The organism is Leifsonia poae (genome assembly GCF_050632865.1).
Taxonomy (GTDB): Bacteria; Actinomycetota; Actinomycetes; order Actinomycetales; family Microbacteriaceae; genus Leifsonia; species Leifsonia poae_B.
Genome location: NZ_JBODSA010000003.1, coordinates 41,685 through 63,479, shown reverse-complemented (window position 1 = coordinate 63,479; position 21,795 = coordinate 41,685). Strand labels below are relative to the sequence as shown.

Here is a 21,795-nt window from a genome sequence, read left to right as displayed (position 1 = left end):
GTGCGCGAGCACGGCCCCGCCTGCGTGTGACAATGGTCACGGCTGAACGGAGGGGCGATGGCGGCGACGATCCGGGACGTGGCGCGCGTCGCGGGCGTCACCCCGAGCACCGTCTCGTATGCGCTGTCCGGAAAGCGCGCGATCTCCGAGGAGACCCGGGAGCGCATCCAGAAGGCCATCGTCGAGCTGGACTTCACTCCGAACGCCGGCGCACGGGCGCTGGCGCTCTCGCAGACGAACGTGCTGGGCCTCTTCCTGCAGTTCCAGGAGGACGAGTTCGCTCCGGCGATGCTGCAGTACGTCCTGCCGGTGTCCACCACAGCGCGCACGCACGGGTTCGACCTGCTGATGGTGACCGATCCGGACGTGGACGCGGCCATCCGGCGCACCACCTCCTCGGCGATGGTGGACGGCGTCGTGCTCCTCGACGTGACCTACGACGACCCGCGGCTCGAACCGCTCCGGCAGACGCGGCAACCGGTCGCCCTGATCGGGTACGCCCGCGATGCCGAGGGCTTCGACGCGGTCGACCTCGATTTCGGCGAGGCCGCGCGCATCGCCCTCGACCACCTGGTCGAGCTGGGCCACCGCGAGATCTTGCTCGTCACCCCGCCGCGGCACGTCTCGGAGCGCGGCGGCTCGTACGCCTGGCGGTTCCGGGACTCGGCGGCCGAGCGCGCGGCGCGGCACGGCATCCAGCTCCACATCGTCGAAGGGGACTCGCGGCCGCCGGCGCTGGGGGAGGCGCTGACCTCGGCGCTCGACCGGTTCCCTGGCGCGACCGCGCTCGTCGTGCACAATGACGCCACCATCGCCGCGCTGCCCTCGCTCCTGAACGAGCGCGGGATCTCGGTGCCGGGCGACCTCTCGGTGGTCGGCATGTTCTCGGCGGAGTTCGGCAACTCCTTCTCCCTGCCGTACACCGCGGTGGACACGCGGCCCGAGGTGCTAGGGGAGTGGGCGGTCTCGCGGCTGGTCGAGCGCATCGCCGACCCGGAGGGCGCGGAGGCGCCGCAGGTGCGGCTGATCGAGCCCGGATTCACGGACCGGGGCAGCACGCGCGCCGTCTCCTGACGCGGCTCCGGAGGCTGTCGAAGCGGTTCGGCGCGCTGTGCGCCGCCGCGGAATTCGGCGGGTCCGGCGCCTCCTGAGACCCCTTTTCGAGGGTGGAATGCAACGATTCGGGCATCAATCGAAGCGGTTCGACTTGTGCGATGCTTCGGTGTGCGCTACTTTCATCGAAGCGGTTCGACACGAGCCGCCTTCCCGACGATGTGGAGGAGGGGACGATGGCCGTCACCATCACCGATGTGGCCCGCGCCGCCGGCGTCTCCACGAGCACCGTCTCCTACGCGCTCTCGGGCAAGCGGTCCATCTCGGACGACACCCGCCGCCGCATCGACGAGGCCATCTCATCCCTCGGCTTCATCGTCAACGCCGGCGCCCGCGCGCTGGCGACATCGCAGACGATGGTGGTCGGCCTGTTCACCCAGTTCCACGCCGACGAGTTCGCCCCGGCGATGTTCGAGTACATCCTCCCGGTGTCCGACACGGCGCGCGAGCTCGGCTACGACATCCTGCTGGTCACCGAGCTCGACAGCGTCTCGGCGCTGCGCCGCGTGACCAGCTCCGGGATGGTGGACGGCGTGGTGCTGCTCGACGTGGTGCACGAGGACCCGCGCCTCACGGCCCTCCGCGAGGCGCCGCAGCCCGGAGCCCTGGTCGGCCTGCCGAAGCACACCGAAGGCCTCGACGTCTTCGACCTCGACTTCGGGGAGTCGGCGCGCATGCTCGTCGACCACCTGCACGCCCGCGGCCACCGCGAGATCATCGTCGTCTCGCCGCCGCTGCACGTCTTCGAGCGCGGCGGCGCGTACGGCTGGCGGTTCCGGGATGCGGCGCTGGAGCGCGCTGCACGGTACGGGCTGCAGATGCACCCCTACTACGGCGAATCGCGCCAGCCGGAGATCGGCCGCAGCATCAACGCCATGCTCGACGCCCGGCCCACGGCCACGGCGCTCATCGTCCACAACGACGCCACCATCGCGGCGCTCCCGTCGGTGCTCACCGCCCGCGGAGTCCGCGTCCCCGACGACCTCTCGGTCGTCAGCCTGTATGCCACCAACTTCGGCCGGGCCTTCTCGCTGCCCTACACGGCGGTCGAGAGCTCACCCGACGAGCTGGGCCGCTCCGCGGTCCGGCAGCTCGTCCGGCGGATCACCTCCCCGATCTCGCCGGCCCGGCGGTGACGAGATTCGTCGCCCCGGAACTCACCGACCGCGGGAGCACCCGATGAACCGCTCCACGCAGCCCGCTCAGCGCCCAGCGACCGGTACCACCCGAATGCACGATTCAAGGAGGAATACTGTGATCACCAAGAAGACCTCGCGCCTCGTCGGCGCGGCGGTCGTCGCCGTCGCGGTCGTCGCCGGCGTCGCCGCCTGCTCCGGCTCCGGGTCCGGCTCCGGCAGCAGCGCCGGCGGGACCTACACGTTCTGGGACCCGTACCCGCAGTTCGACGCATCGGCCGACTGGACGAAGCTCGTCGAGCAGTGCGGCACGGACGCCGGCGTCACCATCAAGCGCACCGGCTACGACACCAGCGACCTGACAAACAAGGCGCTCCTCGCCGGGCAGCAGGGCAACTCGCCCGACCTGCTCCTGGTCGACAACCCGGTGGTCTCGACGCTCGCCGACGCGGGCATCCTGACCAGCACCGCCGAGAACAAGCTCGACACGTCCGAGATCCAGAAGAACATCCTGGCCGCCGGGCAGCTGGACGGGAAGACCTACGGCGTCCCGATCGGCGCGAACACCCTGGCGCTGTATTACAACAAGGCCGTGCTGAACGCCGCAGGCGTCGACATCGCGACGGTGAAGGACTGGAACTCGCTCACCGACGCCCTCGCGAAGGTCACCGCGGCCGGCAAGAAGGGCATCACCTTCTCGGCCATCGGCACCGAGGAGGGCAGCTTCCAGTTCCTCCCCTGGTTCTGGGGCTCCGGAGCCGACCTGAAGAAGCTCGACTCGGACGACGCCGTGAAGTCGCTGACGCTGTGGACCGACTGGCTGAAGAAGGGCTACGCGCCCAACTCGGTCATCAACAACACCCAGACCACGTCGTGGCAGGAGTTCGCGACCGGCGACTACGCGTTCGGCGAGAACGGCACCTGGCAGCTCGGGAACGTGAAGAAGGCCGGCATCGACTACGGCATCCTCACCATCCCGGGTGTGGACGGCAGCGCCGCCCCGGCGCCGACCGGCGGCGAGTTCATGACCATTCCGGTGCAGAAGGACACCGCCCGGTACGCCACCTCCAAGAAGATCGCCGAGTGCCTGACCAGCACCAAGAGCTTCGTGAAGACCGACACCACGCTCTCCTACATCGCCCCGACCGAGGCGGCGCAGAAGGAGCAGGTCGCGGCCAACCCGGAGCTCCAGCCCTGGGTGGACGCGGTGGCCGCGGCGAAGGGCCGCACCAGCGACAACCTCGGCACCGACTACCCGAAGATCTCGAAGGAGCTGTGGACCGCGGTGCAGAACGCGCTCAGCGGGTCGCAGTCTCCGGAGGCAGCGCTGAAGGCCGCGCAGACGGCCGCCGCAGCCGCCACCAAGTAATCCACGCTCACGCACTGAGGAATCCCCCGATGACAACTACTCAGACAGCGTCGCGCAGCACCGCCGGGCGCGCGGACCGGACGGCTCGGGCAGCCGTCTCGTCCGTGCCCCGGCGGCCCCGCCGCCGCGGCCAGTGGGCCGCCTGGGCGTTCCTGGCGCCCGTGGTGATCTACCTGGTCGTCTTCTACGCCTACCCGCTCTACCGCAACGTCGAGCTCAGCGTCCGCGACTACACCGTGCGCTCCTTCGTGATGGGGGACGCGCCGTTCGTCGGCCTCGACAACTACGTCAAGGTGATCCAGGATCCGACCTTCGGGCCGGCGTTCTGGCACACCGCCGTCTTCACCCTCGTGTCGATCGCCTTCCAGTTCACGATCGGGCTCGCGCTCGCCGTGTTCTTCCACCAGAACTTCCGGCTCTCCGGCACGCTTCGCGCGCTGTTCCTGGTGCCGTGGCTGCTGCCGCTCATCGTCTCCGCGTCCACCTGGTCGTGGATGCTCAACAGCGACTCCGGCGTCGTCAACGCGGCGCTCGAGGCCTTCGGACTGCCGGGCATCAACTGGCTGACCTCGCCGGACTGGGCGCTCACCAGCGTCATCATCGCCAACATCTGGATCGGCATCCCGTTCAACCTGGTGATCCTCTACTCCGGGCTCCAGAACATCCCCTCGGAGCTGTACGAAGCGGCCGCCATCGACGGCGCGAACGGCTGGCAGCGCTTCTGGCGGGTGACGTTCCCGCTGCTGCGGCCGGTGTCGGCGATCACCCTCCTGCTCGGGCTCGTCTACACGCTCAAAGTGTTCGACATCATCTGGATCATGACCCGCGGAGGCCCAGGAACCGCCTCGACGACGTTCGCCACCTGGTCGTACCAGCTGGGCTTCGCGTCCACTCTCCCCGACTTCAGCCCGGCGGCCGCGGTGGGCAACCTGCTCATCATCCTCGCGCTCGTCTTCGGCTTCGTCTACATCTACACGCAGCGGAAGCAGGACATCGCATGAACGGCCGCCGACCCTGGTGGAAGACGGTGGTGGGCGTCGCGCTCACGCTGATCATGCTCTTCCCCGTCTACTGGATGATCAACGTCTCGCTCACGCCGACCAGCCTGATGCGCAAGAGCCCGCCGGACCTGTTCCCGATCCACGCGACGTTCGAGGGCTACCAGGCGGTGCTCGACCAGCAGCTGCCCTACCTCGCCACCAGCCTGCTCGTCGGGTTGGGGACCGTCGTGCTGACGGTCGCGATCTCGGCGCCCGCCGCCTACTCGCTGGCGAAGCTGCGCCCGCGCGGCCGCGGCGCGCTCAACTTCGTGCTGCTGATCGCGCAGATGATCCCCGGGATCATCATGGCGATGGGGTTCTACGCGATCTATCTGAACCTCGGCATCCTCAACACGGTCTGGGGCCTGATCATCGCGGACTCCACCATCGCCGTGCCGTTCGGCGTGCTGATCTTCAGCGCGTTCATGGCGGGCATCCCGGACGAGTTGATGAACGCCGCGAAGATCGACGGCGCGAGCACCTGGCGCACCTTCCGCTCGATCGTGCTGCCGGTCAGCCGCAACTCGATCGTCACCGTCTCGCTGTTCGCGTTCCTGTGGGCGTGGTCCGACTTCGTCTTCGCGTCGACGCTGAACAGCGGCGGCTCGATGCAGACCATCACCCTCGGCATCTACCGGTACATCGGCAACAACAACCAGGAGTGGAACGCGATCATGGCGACGGCCGTGGTGGCGTCCATCCCCGCCGCCGTGCTGCTCGTGCTCGCCCAGCGCTACGTCGCCGCCGGTGTCACGGCCGGCGCGGTGAAGGACTGACGATGGCGGCGACCGATATCGCCCTCGACCTGCGCGAACTGCCGTTCTCGCTGCGCGGCTCGTGGCTCGACCTCTCACCGGTCACCGGGATGCACCGGACGGTCGCCGACGTGCACCTCGTGTCGCACGTGACCGGGATGCACCCGGTGCTGCGGCTGGTGCCGGAGGGCGGCGCCGGCGTGCGCGTGGAGGCCACGGCATCCCGGGTCTCCTGGACGGACGACGACGGACGTGTCGAGGCGGTCTTCGAGAGCACGAGCGCGTTGCGCTTCCGCGGCAGCGGGCTCGGGATGCGGTTCGCCGCCTCCGACGAGCTCACGCCGTTCACGGGCGGGTACCTCTTCACGGACCCGGTCGACGGGGCGATCGTGCTGACCAGCTACGAGACGGGCCGTCGCTACCGGTTCACGGTGCTGAGAGGGAGCGCGGAGGTCGTCGGCGACGGGGAGCTGGGGGCCGCTGAGCGTGCGGTCGTCCTCTCCGGATCGGACTGGGAGGTGCGTGTCTCCCAGACGGAGACCGCCCCGGCCGCTTCGCCGCCGGCTGTCGAGTTCGACGAGCTGGTCGAGAGCCGCCGGACCGAGTTCGCCCGGTACGCCGATGCCGTCGCCGGGCCGGGAGCCGCGCCCACCGCGGTGAAGGCGGCCTACGTGCTGTGGTCTGCGACCGTCGAGCCGTCCGGCTTCGTCGGGCGCGAGGCGGTGCTGATGTCGAAGCACTGGATGGACAAGGTGTGGTCGTGGGACCACTGCTTCAACGCCCTCGCCCTCGCCCCGCTGGATGCCGCGGCCGCGCTCGACCAGTTCCTGCTGCCGTTCGACCACCAGGACGCGGCGGGGGCGCTCCCGGACTCGATCACGCACTCCGAAGTGCTCTACAACTTCGTCAAGCCGCCGATCCACGGGTGGGCGTTCGCGCGGCTGCGGGAGCGCCTGACGACCCCGCTCGATAGGGACGCTCTGGGGACGGTCTACGCGCGGCTGGCCGCGTGGACACGGTTCTGGCTGGAGAGCCGCCGCGCCCCGGGGCACGCCCTGCCGTACTACCAGCACGGCAACGACAGCGGGTGGGACAACTCCACGCTGTTCGACCGCGCGCGGGTGGTCGAGGCGCCGGATCTGGCGGCGTTCCTCATCCTGCAGCTGGACGCGCTGGCCGCTCTCGCCCGCGAGCTCGGCGAGCCGGCGGAGGAGTGGGACGACGCACGGATCGTCGTCGAACGTGCGCTGTACGACGAGCTCTGGACGCCGGACGGCTTCGTGGCCCGCGCCGTCGCCGACGGCGAGCCGTCGACCGCGACGAGCCTGCTCGCCTCCCTCCCGATCGTGCTCGGGGAGTGGCTGCCGTCCGATGTCACCGACCGGCTCGCCCGCTCGATCGAGCACCGGGTCACCGAGTGGGGCCCGGCGACGGAGCCTCCGGACTCGCCGCTGTACGAATCCGACGGCTACTGGCGCGGACCGGTCTGGGCGCCCTCCACCTACCTGATCGTGGACGGGCTTCGCCGGGCCGGGCGCTCGGCGCTGGCCGATCGCGTCGCGGCCGGCTTCCGCGCCGCGTGCGAGCGCTCGGGCTTCGCCGAGAACTTCGACGCCCTCACCGGAGAGGGCCTGCGTGACCGCGCCTACACCTGGACGGCGGCCGTCTACCTGCTGCTCGCCGCCGACCACCGACCCTCGGGAGAGAGATGACCGACACCATCCGAGCCGCCGCCACCGGAGGTCCGGTCGTGCCCTCGCGGTCGCTGCTGCGTCCGCTCGGCGCGCACGAGCTGCGCGTCGTGGGCGGCTTCTGGGGCCGCATCCAGGAGCTGAACGCATCCGCGATCATCGCGCACTGCGAGCGCTGGATGGAGCGCATCGGCTGGATCGGCAACTTCGATCGCGCCGCGGACGGCACGGTCGCCGAGCACCACGACGGCATCGAGTTCGTCGACTCGGAGGTCTACAAGCTGCTCGAGGCGATGGCGTGGGAGCTGGGCCGGAGCGCCGATCCCGCGCTCGAGGGCCGCTATCGCTCCCTCGTGGATCGGGTGGCGGCTGCTCAGGAGCCCGACGGCTACCTCCACACCGCCTTCGGGCGTCCCGGACAGCGGCCGCGCTACAGCGATCTGGAGTGGGGGCACGAGCTGTACTGCTTCGGGCACCTCTTCCAGGCTGCGGTCGCGCGTGCCCGGAGCGGGCATCCCGACGACATGCTCGTGATCGTGGCGCGACGCCTGGCGGACCACGTGGTCCGGGAGTTCGGCCCGGAGGGCCGGGACGCGATCTGCGGCCATCCCGAGATCGAGACCGCGCTGGTGGAGCTGGGCCGCACGCTGGGCGAGGAGAGGTACGTCGAGCAGGCGCGCCTCTTCGTCGAACGGCGCGGACGGCGGACGCTCCGGACGACCCTGTTCCAGGGCAGCGACTACTTCCTCGATGATGTTCCGGTGCGCGAGGCGACGGTGCTGCGGGGCCATGCCGTGCGCGCCGCGTACTTCGCGTCCGGAGCGCTGGACGTCGCGGTCGAGACCGGCGACGACGCGCTGCTCGCCGCGGTCGCGGACCAGTGGCGCGCCACGGTCGCCCACCGGACCTACCTCACCGGCGGCATCGGAGCGCACCACCAGAACGAGGAGTTCGGAGCGGACGACGAGCTCCCGCCCGATCGGGCGTACGCCGAGACGTGCGCGGCGATCGGCTCGGTGATGGTGGGCTGGAGGCTGCTGCTGCAGACCGGCGCGGCCCACCACGCCGATCTCATCGAGCGGACGCTGCTCAACGCGGTCCTCGTCTCACCGCGCGAGGACGGCGAGGCCTTCTTCTACGCCAACACCCTGCACCAGCGGCAGCTCGCCTCCGAGACGGACGACGACGAGCTGAGCGAGCGCGCCGAGGCCAGCCTCCGCGCGGCCTGGTTCGAGGTCTCGTGCTGCCCCACCAACGTGGCGCGCACGCTGGCCGGTGTGGCATCGTACTTCGCGACGGCGGACGACGACGGCGTGCAGCTCCACCAGTACGGCGACGTCGACCTCGACACCGTGCTTCCGGACGGGCGCGCTGTCTCCCTCCGCGTGCGCTCCGGGTATCCGTACGACGGCCGCGTCGTGGTGACGGTTGAGCGCGACGCCGAATTCACGCTGTCGTTGCGCATCCCGGCCTGGTCCGCGGGGCGCGCGCGTCTCACGGTCGCGCGGGAGGAGGTGCAGGTCGATGGCGACACGGCCAGCCTGCACCGGGCTTTTGCGAGCGGCGACGACATCGTGCTGGAGCTCGATGTCGCGCCCCGCTTCACGGTGGCGGCGCCGGGGATCGACGCGGTGCGCGGCACGGTCGCGGTCGAACGCGGCCCGCTCGTGCTGTGCCTGGAGTCGCCCGATCTCCCGGAGGACGTGCGGTTCGAGGACGTCCGTCTCGATCCGTCCCGGTCGCCGCGGCCGACCGAGCGGGGTGCTCGCGTCGACCTGCTCGTGGAGGAGCGTCCGGCCGATGACGGCTGGCCCTACCGACGGCTCGATGACGCCGCTCCCGCATCCCGCGGGCGGAGTGTGAGCGCAGAGTTGGTCCCCTACGCCTCCTGGGCGAACCGGGGACCTGGCCTGATGCGGGTGTGGATCCCCGCCGCAGGCTGACGACGCTCGGCTGCCGGCGAGTCATCGGGGTCGGCAGCCGAGTCCTCACTGTGGCCCCGGAGCCGTCGCCGGCGCTACCCTCCGATCGGAAGGGAGCGCCATGACGTTCCGCGAACTGCATTTCGCTGACGAGCCGCTGCTGCTGCCCAACGCGTGGGATGTCGGGTCGGCGCTCGCGTTCGCCGCCGCGGGCTTCCCCGCGATCGGCACGACGAGCTTCGGCGTCAACGCGTTCGCCGGTCGCCCGGACGCCGAGGGGGCGAGCCGGGACGCGACGGTCGCCCTGGTGCACGCCATCTCCGCGCTCCCGGCCTACATCACCGCCGATATCGAGGACGGCTTCAGCGACGACCCGGCCGAGGTCGCCGACCTCGTGGCGTCCCTCGGCGCCGACGGTGTCAACCTGGAGGACTCGGCGGGAGGCCGGCTGGTCGACCCCGCCATCCCGGCCGCGAAGATCGCCGCCATCCGTGCTGCCGCGCCCGACGTGTACGTCAACGCGCGCGCGGACGCGTACTGGTTCCACGAGGACGACACGGTGGATGCGGTGGTCGAGCGCGCGAAGCGGTACGCCGACGCAGGCGCCGACGGCGTCTTCGTGCCGGGCGTGACCGATCCGTCGACGATCGCCGAGCTGGCCGCGGCCATCCCGTTGCCGCTGAACGTGCTCGTCGTGCCGGGACTCACCCTCGACGACCTGCAGAGCCTGGGGGTGCGCCGCGTCAGCACGGGGTCGCTGCCGTATCGGGTCGCGATCGACGCGGCGGTGGATGTGGCCGAGGCGCTGCGCGAGCGGCGGGAGGTGCCGTCGGCGACCTCCTACGCGGTGGCCCAGCAGCGGCTGGTGGACTTCGCCCGGTCGACCCCGCGCGGATAATATGGTCGCGTCCGGCGCTCGATCGCCGGTGCTCGAAAAATGGGCACGAAGCACCCGCTGAGCCGCGGTGGCGAGACACATACGGAAGTCGTCCCTCCGTCGTCTCGAAAGGCTCCGCCATGCCCTCCGTTTCCGCCCACGTCGCCGCCACCCTCGCGCGCCACGTCGACCATGTCTTCGGCGTGATGGGCAACGGCAACGCCCACTTCCTGGATGCGCTCGAGCGCCAGCGCGGAGGCGAGTACTGCGCCATGCGCCACGAGGCCGGCGCGGTCGTCGCCGCGGACGCCTACTTCCGCGCCTCCGGCCGCCTCGCCGCGGCGACCGCCACCTACGGCGCCGGCTTCACCAACACGCTGACGGCGCTCGCCGAGGCGGTGCAGGCGCACATCCCGCTCATCCTCGTCGTGGGTGACGAGCCCACCTCCGGGCCGCGGCCGTGGGATGTCGACCAGATCGCCCTCGCGGCTGCGGTCGGCGCGCGCACCTATACGGTCGGGCGGGCGGATGCCGCCGCCACCACCGCGATCGCCGTCGAGCACGCGCTGACCTACCGGGTGCCGACCGTGCTCGCGATCCCGTACGACGTCGCGACACGGGACGCCGGACCCATCCCGGAGGCGCCCCAGCCCGTGCTGCCCGCCCCGAGCGCGCCGGGCGACCCGTTCGCGCAGGGTGCCATCGCGGACGCGGCGGCGGCGCTCGCCGGGGCGTCCCGTCCGCTGCTCCTGGCGGGACGCGGCGCGTGGCTCGCGGGCGCAGGGCCGGCGCTGGGAGCGCTCGCCGACGCGACCGGCGCGCTCACCGCATCCACGGCGCTCGGGCGCGGCGTCTTCCCCGACGAGCGGTTCGACCTCGGCGTGACCGGTGGCTTCGGCGCCGAGGGCGCGATGGACCTGATCCGGTCCGCCGACGTGGCGGTCGTCTTCGGGGCGTCGCTCAACCAGTTCACGATGCGGTTCGGTGAGCTGTTCGCGCCGGGCACGCGCGTCATCCAGGTCGACACACGGCAGGCGGCGACGCATCCGCACGTCGGCTCCTATCTGCGCGGGGACGCGCGGCTCATCGCGGAGGCGCTGGTGTCGTCGCTCGCGGACGCAGGAGCGCAGCCGTCCGGCTGGCGGGAGTCGGTGGATGTCGCCGCCGTCCGGCAGCGCCCGCTCGGCGACAGACTCGCGGTGGACGGCCGGCTCGACCCGCGCACGGCGGCAGCCCGGATCGCCGAGCTGCTGCCGGAGGACCGCGTGGTCGTCTCCGACGGCGGGCACTTCATCGGCTGGGCGAACATGTACTGGCCGGTCGCGTCCCCGGATCGCATGATCATGGTGGGCACGGCGTACCAGTCGATCGGCCTCGGCTGGCCGAGTGTCCCGGGTGCCGCGCTCGCGCATCCCGAGTCGACCATCGTGCTGACCACGGGCGACGGCGGCGGGTTGATGGCGCTGGCCGACCTGGAGTCGGCGGTGCGGGTCGCGGGAGGACGCGGGCTCGCGGTCGTGTGGAACGACGCGGCCTACGGCGCGGAGGTCAACCTGTACGGGCTGAAGGGGCTGGCGGACGGTCCGATGCGGATCCCCGAGGTCGACTTCGCGGCGCTCGGCCGCGCCGCCGGCGCCGAGGGTGTCATCGTCCGGACCCCAGAAGACTTGGAGGCGCTGGACGAGTGGGCGTCACGCCCCGCCGAGTCCCGCCCGTTCCTCGTGCTCGACCTTCGCATCTCCGGCGACGTGATCGCCCCCTACCAGCACGAGATCATCCGGGTGAACTCCTGACCCGCCCAGCCGCCGAGCACAGGAAAAACGTCGCCGATTCGTCCGAAGCGGAGCGTTTTCCCTGTGCTCGCGGGCTGGGTCAGAGGCCGCGGGCGAGGCGGTAGTACGCAGCGTTCCAGTCGAGCTCGCGGGCGAAGTCGCGGAGCGTAGTGGAGTCGTCGATGACCAGCAGCTCGGTGCGGGCGAGGCGGGCGAAGTCCGCGAACGCCTCGACGCCGACGGCGGTGCTCATCACGGTGTGGTGCGCCGCGCCGGCCTCCAGCCACGCGGTCGCGGACGTCGTGAAGTCGGGGGCCGGCTTCCACACCGCGCGGCCGACCGGCAGCTTCGGCAGGGGAGCGGTCGGCTCGACCACCTCCACCACGTTGGCGACCAGGCGGAACCGGTCTCGCATGTCCGACAGCGCGACGACGACCGCGGGACCCGGGTCGGCGGTGAAGACCAGGCGCACGGGGTCGTCCTTGCCGCCGATCCCGAGCGGGTGCACCTCGAGCGTCGGCCGGGCGCTGGTCAGCGACGGCGACACCTCCAGCATGTGCGCGCCCAGGATGCGCTCGTCGCCGGGTGTGAGGTCGTAGGTGTAGTCCTCCATGAGGGAGGCGCCGCCCGGCAGCCCCGCACCCATCACGTTGGCGGCGCGCACCAGGACGGCGGTCTTCCAGTCGCCCTCGGCGCCGAAGCCGTAGCCCTCGGCCATGAGTCGCTGCACCGCGAGGCCGGGCAGCTGCTTCAGCGCGCCCAGGTCTTCGAAACTGGTCGTGAAGGCGCCGAAGCCGCCCTCCTCCAGGAAGGATCGCAGGCCCAGCTCGATCGCGGCACCGTCGCGCAGCGACTGGTGGCGGTCACCGCCGCGGCGCAGCTCGGGCACCACGTCGTACAGCTCCTCGTACTCGGCGACCAGCGCGTCCACATCCGAGTCCGAGGCGGCCGCGACCGCCTCGGCCAGCTCGTTGACGCCCCAGGTGTTCACCTGGACGCCGAACACCAGCTCGGCCTCGGTCTTGTCGCCCTCGGTGACCGCGACGAAGCGCATGTTGTCGCCGAACCGCGCCAGCTTCAGGGAGCGGGTGGCCGCCCAGCCAGCCGCGGCGCGCATCCACGTGCCGATGCGGGAGGTGACGGTCGGGTTCGACACGTGGCCGACGACGGTGGTGCGCGGCACGGCGAGCCGGGTCTGGATGTAGCCGAACTCTCGGTCGCCGTGCGCCGCCTGGTTCAGGTTCATGAAGTCGAAGTCGATCTCGCCCCACGGCAGCTCGACGTTCGCCTGGGTGTGGAAGTGGAGGAGCGGCTTCTGCAGCGCATCGAGGCCGGCGATCCACATCTTCGCGGGGCTGAAGGTGTGCATCCAGGCGATGAGTCCGATGACCGAGTCGTCGGCGTTGGCCTCCAGCATCGTGCGGCGGATGGCGTCGGAGTCGGTCAGCACCGGCTTCCAGACCACGCGCACCGGCACGTCGGCGGCGGCGCCGAGCTGGTCGGCGATGGCGCGCGACTGGTCGGCGACCTGCGCGAGCGTTTCGGGCCCGTACAGGTGCTGGCTGCCGGTGAGGAACCAGACCTCGTAACCGTCGAGGGAGGTGGTGAGCTTCGGCATCAGGAGAGGGATCCTTCCGGGGACTGTCCGTAGACGTTCTGATAGCGGTCGAAGAGGCGGTCGATCGCCTCCTGCGGGATGGGGACGAGCGGGCCGCCCTGGCGGGCGAGGTGGACGGTGCGGGCGACGTCCTCGGCCATGACGGCGGCCTTGACGGCGTCGCGCGCGTCGCGGCCGATGGTGAACACGCCGTGGTTCTGCATCAGCACGGCGCGGCTGCGGTGGCCGGTGAGCGTCTGCACGATGCCGCGGCCGATGGAGTCGTCGCCGATGATCGCGAACGGGCCGACCGGGATGTCGCCGCCGAACTCGTCCGCCATCGCGGTGATCACGCACGGGATGGGCTCGGCGCGTGCCGCCCACGCCGTCGCGTAGGTCGAGTGTGTGTGGACGACGCCGCCGACCTCGGGCATGTTCCGGTAGACGTAGGCATGCGCGGCGGTATCCGAGGAGGGCGAGCGCTCGCTGCCGAGCGAGCCGGGGACCACCTCGCCGTCGAGCGTGCAGAGGATCATGTTCTCGGGCGTCAGGTCGTCATAGTCCACGCCGCTCGGCTTGATGACGAATAGGTCCTCGCCGGGTACCCGGCCCGACACATTGCCGCCGGTCCAGACCACGAGGCCGTAGCGGACGAGTTCGGCGTGCAGGGCGGCCACCTGCTCGCGCACGGTGCGGACGGCGGTGTCGAAGGCGGTCATGCGGAGGCTCCTTCCACGGGCAGGGCGTCGATCGCGGTGCGTTCGACGGCGAGTCCCGCCTGATAGCGGTCGAGGTACCGGGCGAACCCGGAGACGTCGTCGTCATGCGGGTTGGTCGTCTCGAAGGCGAAGCCGCCGAAGACGCGGTGCTGGAGGTACGCGTCCAGTGCGGTCCCGTCGGCTGCGGCCGGGAGGTAGGCGGCGAGGACCGCGATTCCCCACGCGCCGCCCTCGGACGCGGTGTCGGCGACGGACACGGGCGCGTCGAGCGCGCCGGCGAGGAACCGCTGGGCGACGCCCGCCGTGCGGAACATGCCGCCGTGGGCGAACATCCGGTCGAGCGCCACGCCCTCGTCGTGGAGGACGCGCATCCCGAGCGCGAGCGTGCCGAACACGCTGTAGAGCTGAGCGCGCGCGAAGTTGGCGAGGGTCAGGCGGCTGTCCGGGGTGCGGACGAGGAGCGGACGACCTTCGGCGAGCCCGGCGATCGGCTCGCCCGCGAGGTGGTTGTACGCGAGGAGTCCGCCGGCGTCGGCGTCGCTCCCCAGTGCTTCGCGGAACAGCGTGTCGTACACGGCGTCGGTCGACACCGGGGCGCCGGAGGCCTCGGCGAAGCGGCCGAACAGTCCCGCCCATCCCGCCAGTTCGCTCGCTCCGTTGTTGCAGTGCACCATCGCCACGAGGTCGCCGGCGGGGGTCGTCACGAGGTCGAGCTCGTGGTGGACGGCGGCCAGCGGCTGCTCGAGCACCACCATCGCGAAGATGCTGGTGCCGGCGGACACGTTGCCGGTGCGCGGGGCGACCGATGCGGTGGCGACCATGCCGGTGCCTGCGTCGCCCTCCGGCGGGCAGAACGGGATGCCGGGCTGCAGCGCGCCCGACGGGTCGAGCAGCGCAGCGCCCTCCGCCGTGAGCTCGCCGGCCGGTTGCCCGGCGACGAGCACGTCGGGGAGCAGCGCGGGCAGATCGAGGCCGGTGCCGAGGGCCGCGTAACGGCGCAGCAGCTCGGCATCGTAGGTGTGCGTGGCGGGGTCGATCGGGAACATCCCCGACGCGTCGCCGACGCCGAGCACCCGGCGGCCGGTCAGCCGCCAGTGCACGTAACCGGCGAGGGTGGTGAACGATGCGAGGTTCGGGATGTGCGGCTCGGCATCCCGAACGGCCTGGTGCAGGTGGGCGATCGACCAGCGCAGCGGGATGTTGACCTCGAACGCCTCGGTCAGCTCGGCCGCCGCCGGTCCGGTGTTCGTGTTGCGCCAGGTGCGGAACGGGACGAGCAGTTCGCCCGCCGCGTCGAAGGCGAGGTAGCCGTGCATCATCGCCGAGACGCCGATGGCGCCGACGGTCGCGGGACGCACGCCGTGGCGGCGCTCGGCGTCGGCGAGAAGGTCGGCGTAGGCGGTCTGGAGGCCGGACCAGACCTCGTCGAGGCCGTAGGTCCAGAGGCGGTCGCGGTAGGAGTTCTCCCACTCGTGGGAACCGACGGCGAGCACGGTCGCCGGGTCGTCGGCGTCGACCAGACAGGCCTTGATGCGGGTCGAGCCGAACTCGATGCCGAGGGCGGTGCGTCCGGCGGCGATGGCGTCGCTCTGGCGCGGATCCGGCGTGGTCATGGTGCTCCTCACGTCGTTGTGACCGGTCACATTGGATCATACGCGAGGACAGCGGCGACCTGTCAAGCGGCGGGTCAGGCGGACGCGCGGCGCACGAGCTCGGGCGCGACCGGCGCGTCGAAGTCGAGCGTGCGTCCCTCGATCTCGGCGACCAGCCGGGCGACGGCGCGGCGGCCGAGCTCGGCGAAGTCCTGCCGCACGGTCGTCAGCGGCGGCGCGAGGAACGCCGCCTCCGGGATGTCGTCGAACCCGACCACGGCGAGGCCGTCCGGGAGCGACCGCCCGGCCACCCGCGCGGCGTGCATCGCGCCGATCGCCATCTGGTCGTTCGACGAGAACACCGCGGTGAGCGCCCCATCCCTCAGCAGCTCCGCCCCGATCTCCGCTCCGGAGGCCGCGGTCCAGTCGCCCTCGCGCGAGACGATCGGGTCGGCGCCCGCTGCCTCCATCTCAAGCAGGAAGCCCTCGCGCCGCGCCCGCGCCTCCGACCAGTCGCCGGGTCCGCTGAGGTGCGCGATGCGCGTGTGCCCGAGGTCGAGCAGGTACCGGGTGGCGAGCCGCGCCCCTCCAGCTGGTCGACGAAGACGCCGTGGTCGCCGGCCGTGCCCGCGCCATGCAGGGTGATCGACGGGACGCGCAGCGCCACCGCCTCCTTCGCGTCCTGGATGCGCTGCTGCGGAGCCACGACGACCACTCCCTCGACGGCCTGGGCGCTCAGCTGCTCCAGAGCCGCCTCGACGGCCGCGGCGTCGAGCGACACGGCGTGCGCCACGGTCACGAAGTAGCCAGCATCCCGCGCCGCGCGCTCGATCGCGTCGATGCTGGACGCCGGGCCGAACAGCGACGACGGCGACGCGACCAGTACGCCGAGCGTCTGCGACCGGGCCGTCGTCAGCATCCGCGCCGCCCGGTTGGGCCGGAAGCTCAGCTGTTCCATCGCAGCCAGCACCCGCTCCCGGGTCTCCGGCCGGATGCTCGGGTGGTCGTTGAGGACGCGGGAGACGGTCTGCCGCGAGACCCCGGCCGCAGCGGCCACCTCGCGCACCCCCGGCGCCCGCCCCTGCTCATCCACATCCACACCCTAGGGGATGCGCACGGGCGGCCTCAGCACAGCCGGCCTACCGGGCGCGACCCTCCACCTGCGCGCGGAACCGCTGATACTTCGGCGCCCCGACCCAGCGCCACATCACCTGCACCGGCCCGGGCAGGTTCTTCTTCAGCCACACGCCGCCGCCGTCGGGCTGCGAGGCGAGGATGGCGCCCAGCATGTACCAGGTCTGACCCTTCGGGGTCGACTTCCGGCCGTGCTCGGCGAACCACTCGACCTCCTGTTTCGTGATGGTGTGCTCCATCAGCGGGACGATGTTCGCCTCCTCGTCGGGCAGGTGCTCGGTGAGCGCGGCCCGGATGCCGGCCAGTGCCGACTGCACCGGCGCGGCCGTCACCGCGGAGGGATGCTCACGCCAGGCGGGCAGGGCGGCGTCGAGGGCGTTGAGCTGCACCAGCATCGCGGCGTGCTGCTCCCGCATCCGCTCGACGTGCAGCGCGCACGACGGCGCCCGCTCGTCCAGCACGGGCCAGAGGCGCGCGTCCTCGCCCTCGTGGTGACCGTGCAGCGCCGTGGAGAGCATGGTGAGCTGGGAGGCGACGGCCGCGGCGTGCGCCGTGTCTCCCTCGGCCACGCCCTCGATCAACGCCGGGGCTTCGTCGAAGGAGTGCCGGAACAGGCGGTGGATCTCGATCATGCCGCTGGCATCGCAGGTCTTCGGTCCGTCGAGCGGCGACCGGCCGGACGAGGGGAGTGGGGTCGCAGACATGGGGGCACCCTACTGCGGGGATGGACCGCGCGGGCTACCCCATTTCCGCCCGGGATCGGCGCGGGGAGTAGAAGTGGAGCGTGACGGAAACGACGACGCGCCGCGACTCCTGGGAGAACGGTTGGGCCGGGGATCCCGGCGAGCTCGTGTACGGACTGGACCTGTCGCGCTTCGCCGACGGCGACGGTGACGGCTTCGGTGACTTCGCCGGCGCCATGCGTCATCTCGACTACGTCGCCTCGCTCGGGGTGACGTGGATCTGGCTGCTGCCGTTCTACCCGAGCCGGCGGCGCGACAACGGCTACGACGTGGACGACCACCTCGCCATCGACCCCCGCTTCGGCGACCTCGACGGCTTCCGCGCCTTCCTCGAGCGCGCGCACGAGCTCGGGATGCGCGTCCTCATCGACGCGGTGCTCCACCACACCTCCGACCGCCATCCCTGGTTCCTCGCGGCGCGGAGGACCCGGACGGCGAGGCGGGGCGGTTCTTCATCTGGAGCGAAGACGACTCGATCGAATCGGGCGACCATCCCATGTTCCCGGGCGAGGACGACGAGGTCTGGCGGTTCGACGAGCGCGCCGGCCGCTACTACCACCACCAGTTCTACGCGTTCCAGCCCGACCTCAACGCCACCGATCCGGACGTCTTCGAGGAGATCGTCCGGGTGCTCTCCTACTGGCTCGAGGTCGGCGTGGACGGGTTCCGCATCGACGCGGCCCTGCTGATCGTCCAGGGCAAGGGGAGGCCCGACACCGATGTGGACGACGGCCGCTTCTTCGACGAGCTGCGGTCGCGGCTGCGGGAGGTCCGGCACGACGTCGCGCTGATCGCCGAGGCGGACGAGCCGCCGGAGTCGATGGCGTCGCTCGTCGAGCGCGGCCGGTTCGAGGCCGTCATCGACTTCTCGCTCAACAACGCGGTGATTCTGGCCCTGACCCGGGGTGACGCGGAGCCGATCCTGGACTCGCTGCGCCGGCTGGACGAGACGATCCCGCCCGAGGCGCGGCTCAACTTCCTGCACAACGCCGACGAGATCGACCTCCAGCAGCTGACCGACGACGAGCGGCGGGAGGCGTTCGAGCACTTCGCGCCGGAGGAGTCGATGCTCATCTACGGGCGCGGCATCCGCCGCGGCTGGGCGCCGATGATGCACCCGGCCGAGCGGGTCCGGATGACGCTCAGCCTGCTGTACGCGCTGCCCGGGGTGCCCCTTCTGCTGGCCGGGCAGGAGCTCGGCGTGGGCGACGACCTCACCGTGGAGGGCCGCGGCGCCGCCCGCACCACCATGCAATGGGACGACTCGGAGTGGGGCGGCTTCACGACGGCCGAGTCGTCGCCGCTCACGCTTCCAGCCCAGTGCGACGGCCCGTACGACTTCGGCGCGGTGAACGTCCGGGCACAGCAGGACGACCCCGCCTCGAACCTGACGCTCGTGCGCCGCATCTCGGACATCCGGCGGGAGAAGAACGCGGACGCGGGCGGGTGGACGCCCGTGGACGTCGGCAGTCCCGCCGTGCTCGCGCTCCGCCGGGACGGGCTGATCACCCTCCACAACCTCTCCGGCGAGCCGGTGCAGGTGCGGCTCGATGGCGACTTCGAGTGGGCGCTCGCCGAGGGGTGGGATGGGCGGACGCTCGCTCCGTACGGGTTCGCCTGGCTGCACGCCTAGCGCAACGACGACACGTCGACCCGGTGGCCGGTTCTTCGACAGGCTGTACAGGATGCGCGGTGCACGCGTCCCCGTAGCATCGGCATGCGCGCGGCCCGTCGTGGAAGGCCGCGCGCATCTTCTTTTCTGCGGCGACCCGACTAGACGGCGCGGATGGTCCAGGATGCCGACGCCGACTCCCCGGGTTCGAGCACGATGAGGTCGGTGCCGGAGTTGTAGGCGTCCGGCGGGCAGGTCATCGGCTCGACCGCGAGGCCGAGGCGGTTGAGCTCCGGGACCGGCTGATCGGCCGTGTGGACCTGAACCCACGGGCACTCCTCGCCCCAGACCAGCTCGACGCCGGTGCCCTCCGGCGCCGTGACTCGCACGGTCGCGAGACCGTCCGCGGTGCGCGACAGCCCGGTGAAGGCGTGGTCGATGAAGGTGTCGCCGATGACGCGCGCCGTGCGGAAGTCCCAGACGCCGCCCTCGGCGGTCGCGACGTCCTCGAGGCCGGTCGGGATGAGGCGGTCCTCGGTGACGGCCAGGACCTCGTCCGCGGGGAGGGTCAGCGTCCAGTCGTCGACGCGGCCCTCACCGGCGACGAGGTACGGATGCGGTCCAGTGCCCCACGGCGCGCGGCTCGTGCCGGTGTTGGTGCCGGTCACCGTTGTGTGCAGGCCCTCCTCGTCGAGCGAGAACGTGACGCTCACCTCCACCCGGTGGGGGTAGCCGGCCTGAGCGGGGATGGTCGCCGCGAAGGTGACGCTGTCGGCGGCGCGGTCGACCGGCTCGAAGTCGAGCCACGCCGCGAGACCGTGGAGCGCGTGGCCGCGGTTCGGCTCCGTCAGGGCCAGCTGCTGCTCCTCGCCGTCGAACGTGTAGCGCCCGTCGACGACGCGATTCGGCCAGGGGCGAGCGTCGCGCCGCGGAACGCGGGCCGCACCTCGTCGGCGTCGAACGGGACGATCAGCGGCCGCCCGTCGAACTCCAGCGTGCGCAGGGTGGCGCCGACGGATGCGATCGTCGCGTGGTAATCGCCCGCCGCCAGCCCGAAATGTGTCCCCGAAATCGGTGTGCTCATCCGCCCATTCTTGCGCCTCGCCGCCGAGCACAGGAAAAACGTCGTCGTGCGGGCTCAGGGGCGACGTTCTTCCTGTGCTCGGCGGCCGGGGTCAGGTGGTGGCGCGGAGGGCGGCGTAGAGGTCGGCGCGGGCGGCGAAGGAGTTGAGGTCGCGGCCGAGCAGGCGCTCCGCGTCGGCGACGCGGGCGCGCAGGGTGTGCCGGTGCATCCCGAGCTGCCGCGCGGCCACGTCGTAGACGCCGTCGGCGTCGAGCCAGGTGCGCAGCACGCCGGGGAGGGACGCGTCCGCCGCGACCAGCGGCCGCAGCGCGGTCTCGGCCACCGCCCGCGCGTCCGGCGTGTGCAGCAGCGCGAGCATCCCCGCCGCCGCCACGTCGTCGAACGACGCCACCGGGTCGTCCGCGGTGGACCGGTTGCCTGCCGTCTGCGCCTGGGCCACGGCCGCGGGCAGGCCGCCCAGCCCGGTTGCGGACGACAGGCCGCCGCGCAGCTCGAAGCGGGAGGCGAGCGTCACGGCAGTCTCGTCGTCCGCGTCGCCCACGAGCACGAGCTCCTGCCCATCCCGGGCGAAGAAGCCCTCGGCGTTCGTCTCCAGCCAGTCGGCGGCGCCCGCGATCCCCGCGCCGTGCAGCACGGCCACGCGCACAGGAGGCTCCGGCAGCGGCCCGAGCACCGGCTCCGCGATGGAGGCGGCCACCGCGGATTCGCCGGCGAGCAGCGCGCGCCACACGGCGGTCCGCAGCCGCGCCCGCGCCGCATCCGCCGCCCGCGACTGCTCGAGGGCGAGCCCCGCCAGGGCGACGACGCCCGTGACGACCTGCTGCGCCGGCGCGTCGAGGCCTTCCGAGCCGACGGCGAGGACGCCGCGGAGGCGTCCGGCGGCGCCGAGGGTCTGCAGGGCGAACGGCCCGGCCTCCGTCTCGACCGTCCCCGCCGCCCGGCGCCCGCTCCGCAGCAACGGTTCGGCTGCGTCGGCCAGCGCCCGCCGGGCCTGCGCGTCGAGTGCGCCCGACGGATGTATGCGCGCCACCGCGCCATCCGCGCCCACGAGGGCGACCGGCCGCTCGATCTGCCGCGACAGCTCCGACAGGACGGCTCCGAGCGCGTCCGGACGCAGCGCGGCGAGCGAGATCGCCCGCGAGGCGCGCAGCGCCCAGGTGCTGCGGGCGTAGGCGTCGGCCGCGACGCGATCGGCGACGAAGCGCGCGACGGCGATGAACGGCGTCCGGTACGGCACCTCGAACAGCGGGAGCCCGTGCGCGGCGCAGGCCTCGATGAGCGGCGCCGGCGTGCCGTCCCGCACCACCTCCGTGCCGAACCCGACGGCCGCGATGCCGCGCTCGACGAGCCGCTGCACGTACGGTTCAGCGTCGTCGGGCGGCTGGGTGACGAGCAGCACCTGGCCGGCCGCGAGGAACGGGGTGGGGTCCGGCAGGTCGGAGCTGTGCGCCCACGCGAGCGGCGCATCCAGGTCGCCGACCGTCGGCGGGGTCAGCAGGCGCAGACCCAACTCGGGACGGGCCAGGAGCTGGGTGAGGGTGGCGGGCATGTCACTCCATCTGCCAGGGTGTCGATCCCCGGCGGAGCGATTGTACGTGCTGTCTACTCCCGCCGTCGCATCCCGACCTACGCTACGAGC

Annotated in this window: 14 protein-coding genes and 3 pseudogenes; 10 read left to right on the top strand and 7 right to left on the bottom strand. The window is 71.9% G+C overall.

Annotated elements, in window-relative coordinates; translation table 11 throughout:
* Window positions 1-57 precede the first annotated feature (57 nt).
* The 9 genes from ACRAWB_RS10240 to ACRAWB_RS10200 all read left to right on the top strand — a co-directional run bounded on the left by ACRAWB_RS10240 (window position 58) and on the right by ACRAWB_RS10200 (window position 11,696).
* Window positions 58-1,074 (top strand): LacI family DNA-binding transcriptional regulator, encoded by a 1,017-nt coding sequence (locus ACRAWB_RS10240; protein ID WP_431353229.1) that lies wholly within the window; start codon window positions 58-60, stop codon window positions 1,072-1,074.
* Between the two features lie 215 nt (window positions 1,075-1,289).
* Window positions 1,290-2,249, top strand: a complete 960-nt coding sequence (locus ACRAWB_RS10235) for a LacI family DNA-binding transcriptional regulator (RefSeq protein ID WP_431353228.1) — start codon at window positions 1,290-1,292, stop codon at window positions 2,247-2,249.
* 118 nt (window positions 2,250-2,367) lie between these two features.
* On the top strand, window positions 2,368-3,618 hold the full coding sequence (locus tag ACRAWB_RS10230) for a sugar ABC transporter substrate-binding protein (protein WP_431353227.1): 1,251 nt from the start codon (window positions 2,368-2,370) through the stop codon (window positions 3,616-3,618).
* Window positions 3,619-3,647: 29 nt separating this feature from the next.
* Window positions 3,648-4,619 (top strand): carbohydrate ABC transporter permease, encoded by a 972-nt coding sequence (locus tag ACRAWB_RS10225; RefSeq protein WP_431353226.1) that lies wholly within the window; start codon window positions 3,648-3,650, stop codon window positions 4,617-4,619.
* The gene (locus ACRAWB_RS10220) at window positions 4,616-5,434 is read left to right on the top strand and encodes a carbohydrate ABC transporter permease (RefSeq protein WP_431353225.1); all 819 of its coding nucleotides are present in this window, start codon (window positions 4,616-4,618) and stop codon (window positions 5,432-5,434) included. Before ACRAWB_RS10225 ends, ACRAWB_RS10220 begins: the two co-directional genes overlap by 4 nt.
* A gap of 2 nt (window positions 5,435-5,436) precedes the next feature.
* Window positions 5,437-7,125, top strand: a complete 1,689-nt coding sequence (locus ACRAWB_RS10215) for an amylo-alpha-1,6-glucosidase (protein ID WP_431353224.1) — start codon at window positions 5,437-5,439, stop codon at window positions 7,123-7,125.
* Window positions 7,122-9,047: a glycoside hydrolase family 127 protein gene (locus ACRAWB_RS10210; protein WP_431353223.1), complete on the top strand. Its 1,926-nt coding sequence runs from the start codon at window positions 7,122-7,124 to the stop codon at window positions 9,045-9,047. The genes ACRAWB_RS10215 and ACRAWB_RS10210 overlap by 4 nt, the downstream gene beginning before the upstream one ends.
* A gap of 100 nt (window positions 9,048-9,147) precedes the next feature.
* Window positions 9,148-9,924, top strand: coding sequence for an isocitrate lyase/PEP mutase family protein (locus tag ACRAWB_RS10205; protein WP_431353222.1), 777 nt, complete (start codon window positions 9,148-9,150; stop codon window positions 9,922-9,924).
* A 119-nt stretch (window positions 9,925-10,043) separates the two neighbouring features.
* Window positions 10,044-11,696, top strand: a complete 1,653-nt coding sequence (locus tag ACRAWB_RS10200) for a thiamine pyrophosphate-binding protein (RefSeq protein ID WP_431353221.1) — start codon at window positions 10,044-10,046, stop codon at window positions 11,694-11,696.
* Between the two features lie 79 nt (window positions 11,697-11,775).
* On the opposite strand, the gene araA is transcribed toward ACRAWB_RS10200, so the two are convergent.
* The 5 genes and pseudogenes from araA to ACRAWB_RS10175 form a co-directional block, all read right to left on the bottom strand.
* The gene (araA, locus tag ACRAWB_RS10195; protein ID WP_431353220.1) at window positions 11,776-13,293 is read right to left on the bottom strand and encodes an L-arabinose isomerase; all 1,518 of its coding nucleotides are present in this window, start codon (window positions 13,291-13,293) and stop codon (window positions 11,776-11,778) included.
* The gene (locus ACRAWB_RS10190; RefSeq protein WP_431353219.1) at window positions 13,293-13,991 is read right to left on the bottom strand and encodes an L-ribulose-5-phosphate 4-epimerase; all 699 of its coding nucleotides are present in this window, start codon (window positions 13,989-13,991) and stop codon (window positions 13,293-13,295) included. The genes araA and ACRAWB_RS10190 overlap by 1 nt, the downstream gene beginning before the upstream one ends.
* Window positions 13,988-15,604 carry a xylulokinase gene (locus tag ACRAWB_RS10185; RefSeq protein ID WP_431353218.1) on the bottom strand — a complete coding sequence of 539 codons (1,617 nt, stop codon included), beginning with the start codon at window positions 15,602-15,604 and terminating at the stop codon, window positions 13,988-13,990. The genes ACRAWB_RS10190 and ACRAWB_RS10185 overlap by 4 nt, the downstream gene beginning before the upstream one ends.
* 74 nt (window positions 15,605-15,678) lie before the next feature.
* Window positions 15,679-16,676 (bottom strand): annotated as a pseudogene (locus ACRAWB_RS10180) (LacI family DNA-binding transcriptional regulator).
* A gap of 46 nt (window positions 16,677-16,722) precedes the next feature.
* Window positions 16,723-17,421, bottom strand: coding sequence for a hemerythrin domain-containing protein (locus tag ACRAWB_RS10175; RefSeq protein ID WP_431353217.1), 699 nt, complete (start codon window positions 17,419-17,421; stop codon window positions 16,723-16,725).
* 215 nt (window positions 17,422-17,636) lie between these two features.
* On the opposite strand from ACRAWB_RS10175, the pseudogene ACRAWB_RS10170 reads away from it, so the two are divergent.
* Window positions 17,637-19,093, top strand: a pseudogene (locus ACRAWB_RS10170) (alpha-amylase family glycosyl hydrolase).
* Window positions 19,094-19,233: 140 nt separating this feature from the next.
* Here ACRAWB_RS10170 and ACRAWB_RS10165 read toward each other — a convergent pair.
* Window positions 19,234-20,156 (bottom strand): annotated as a pseudogene (locus ACRAWB_RS10165) (aldose 1-epimerase family protein).
* A gap of 91 nt (window positions 20,157-20,247) precedes the next feature.
* Entirely contained in the window at window positions 20,248-21,705 is a 1,458-nt protein-coding gene (locus tag ACRAWB_RS10160; protein WP_431353216.1) for a PucR family transcriptional regulator, read from the bottom strand.
* Window positions 21,706-21,795: the final 90 nt, after the last annotated feature.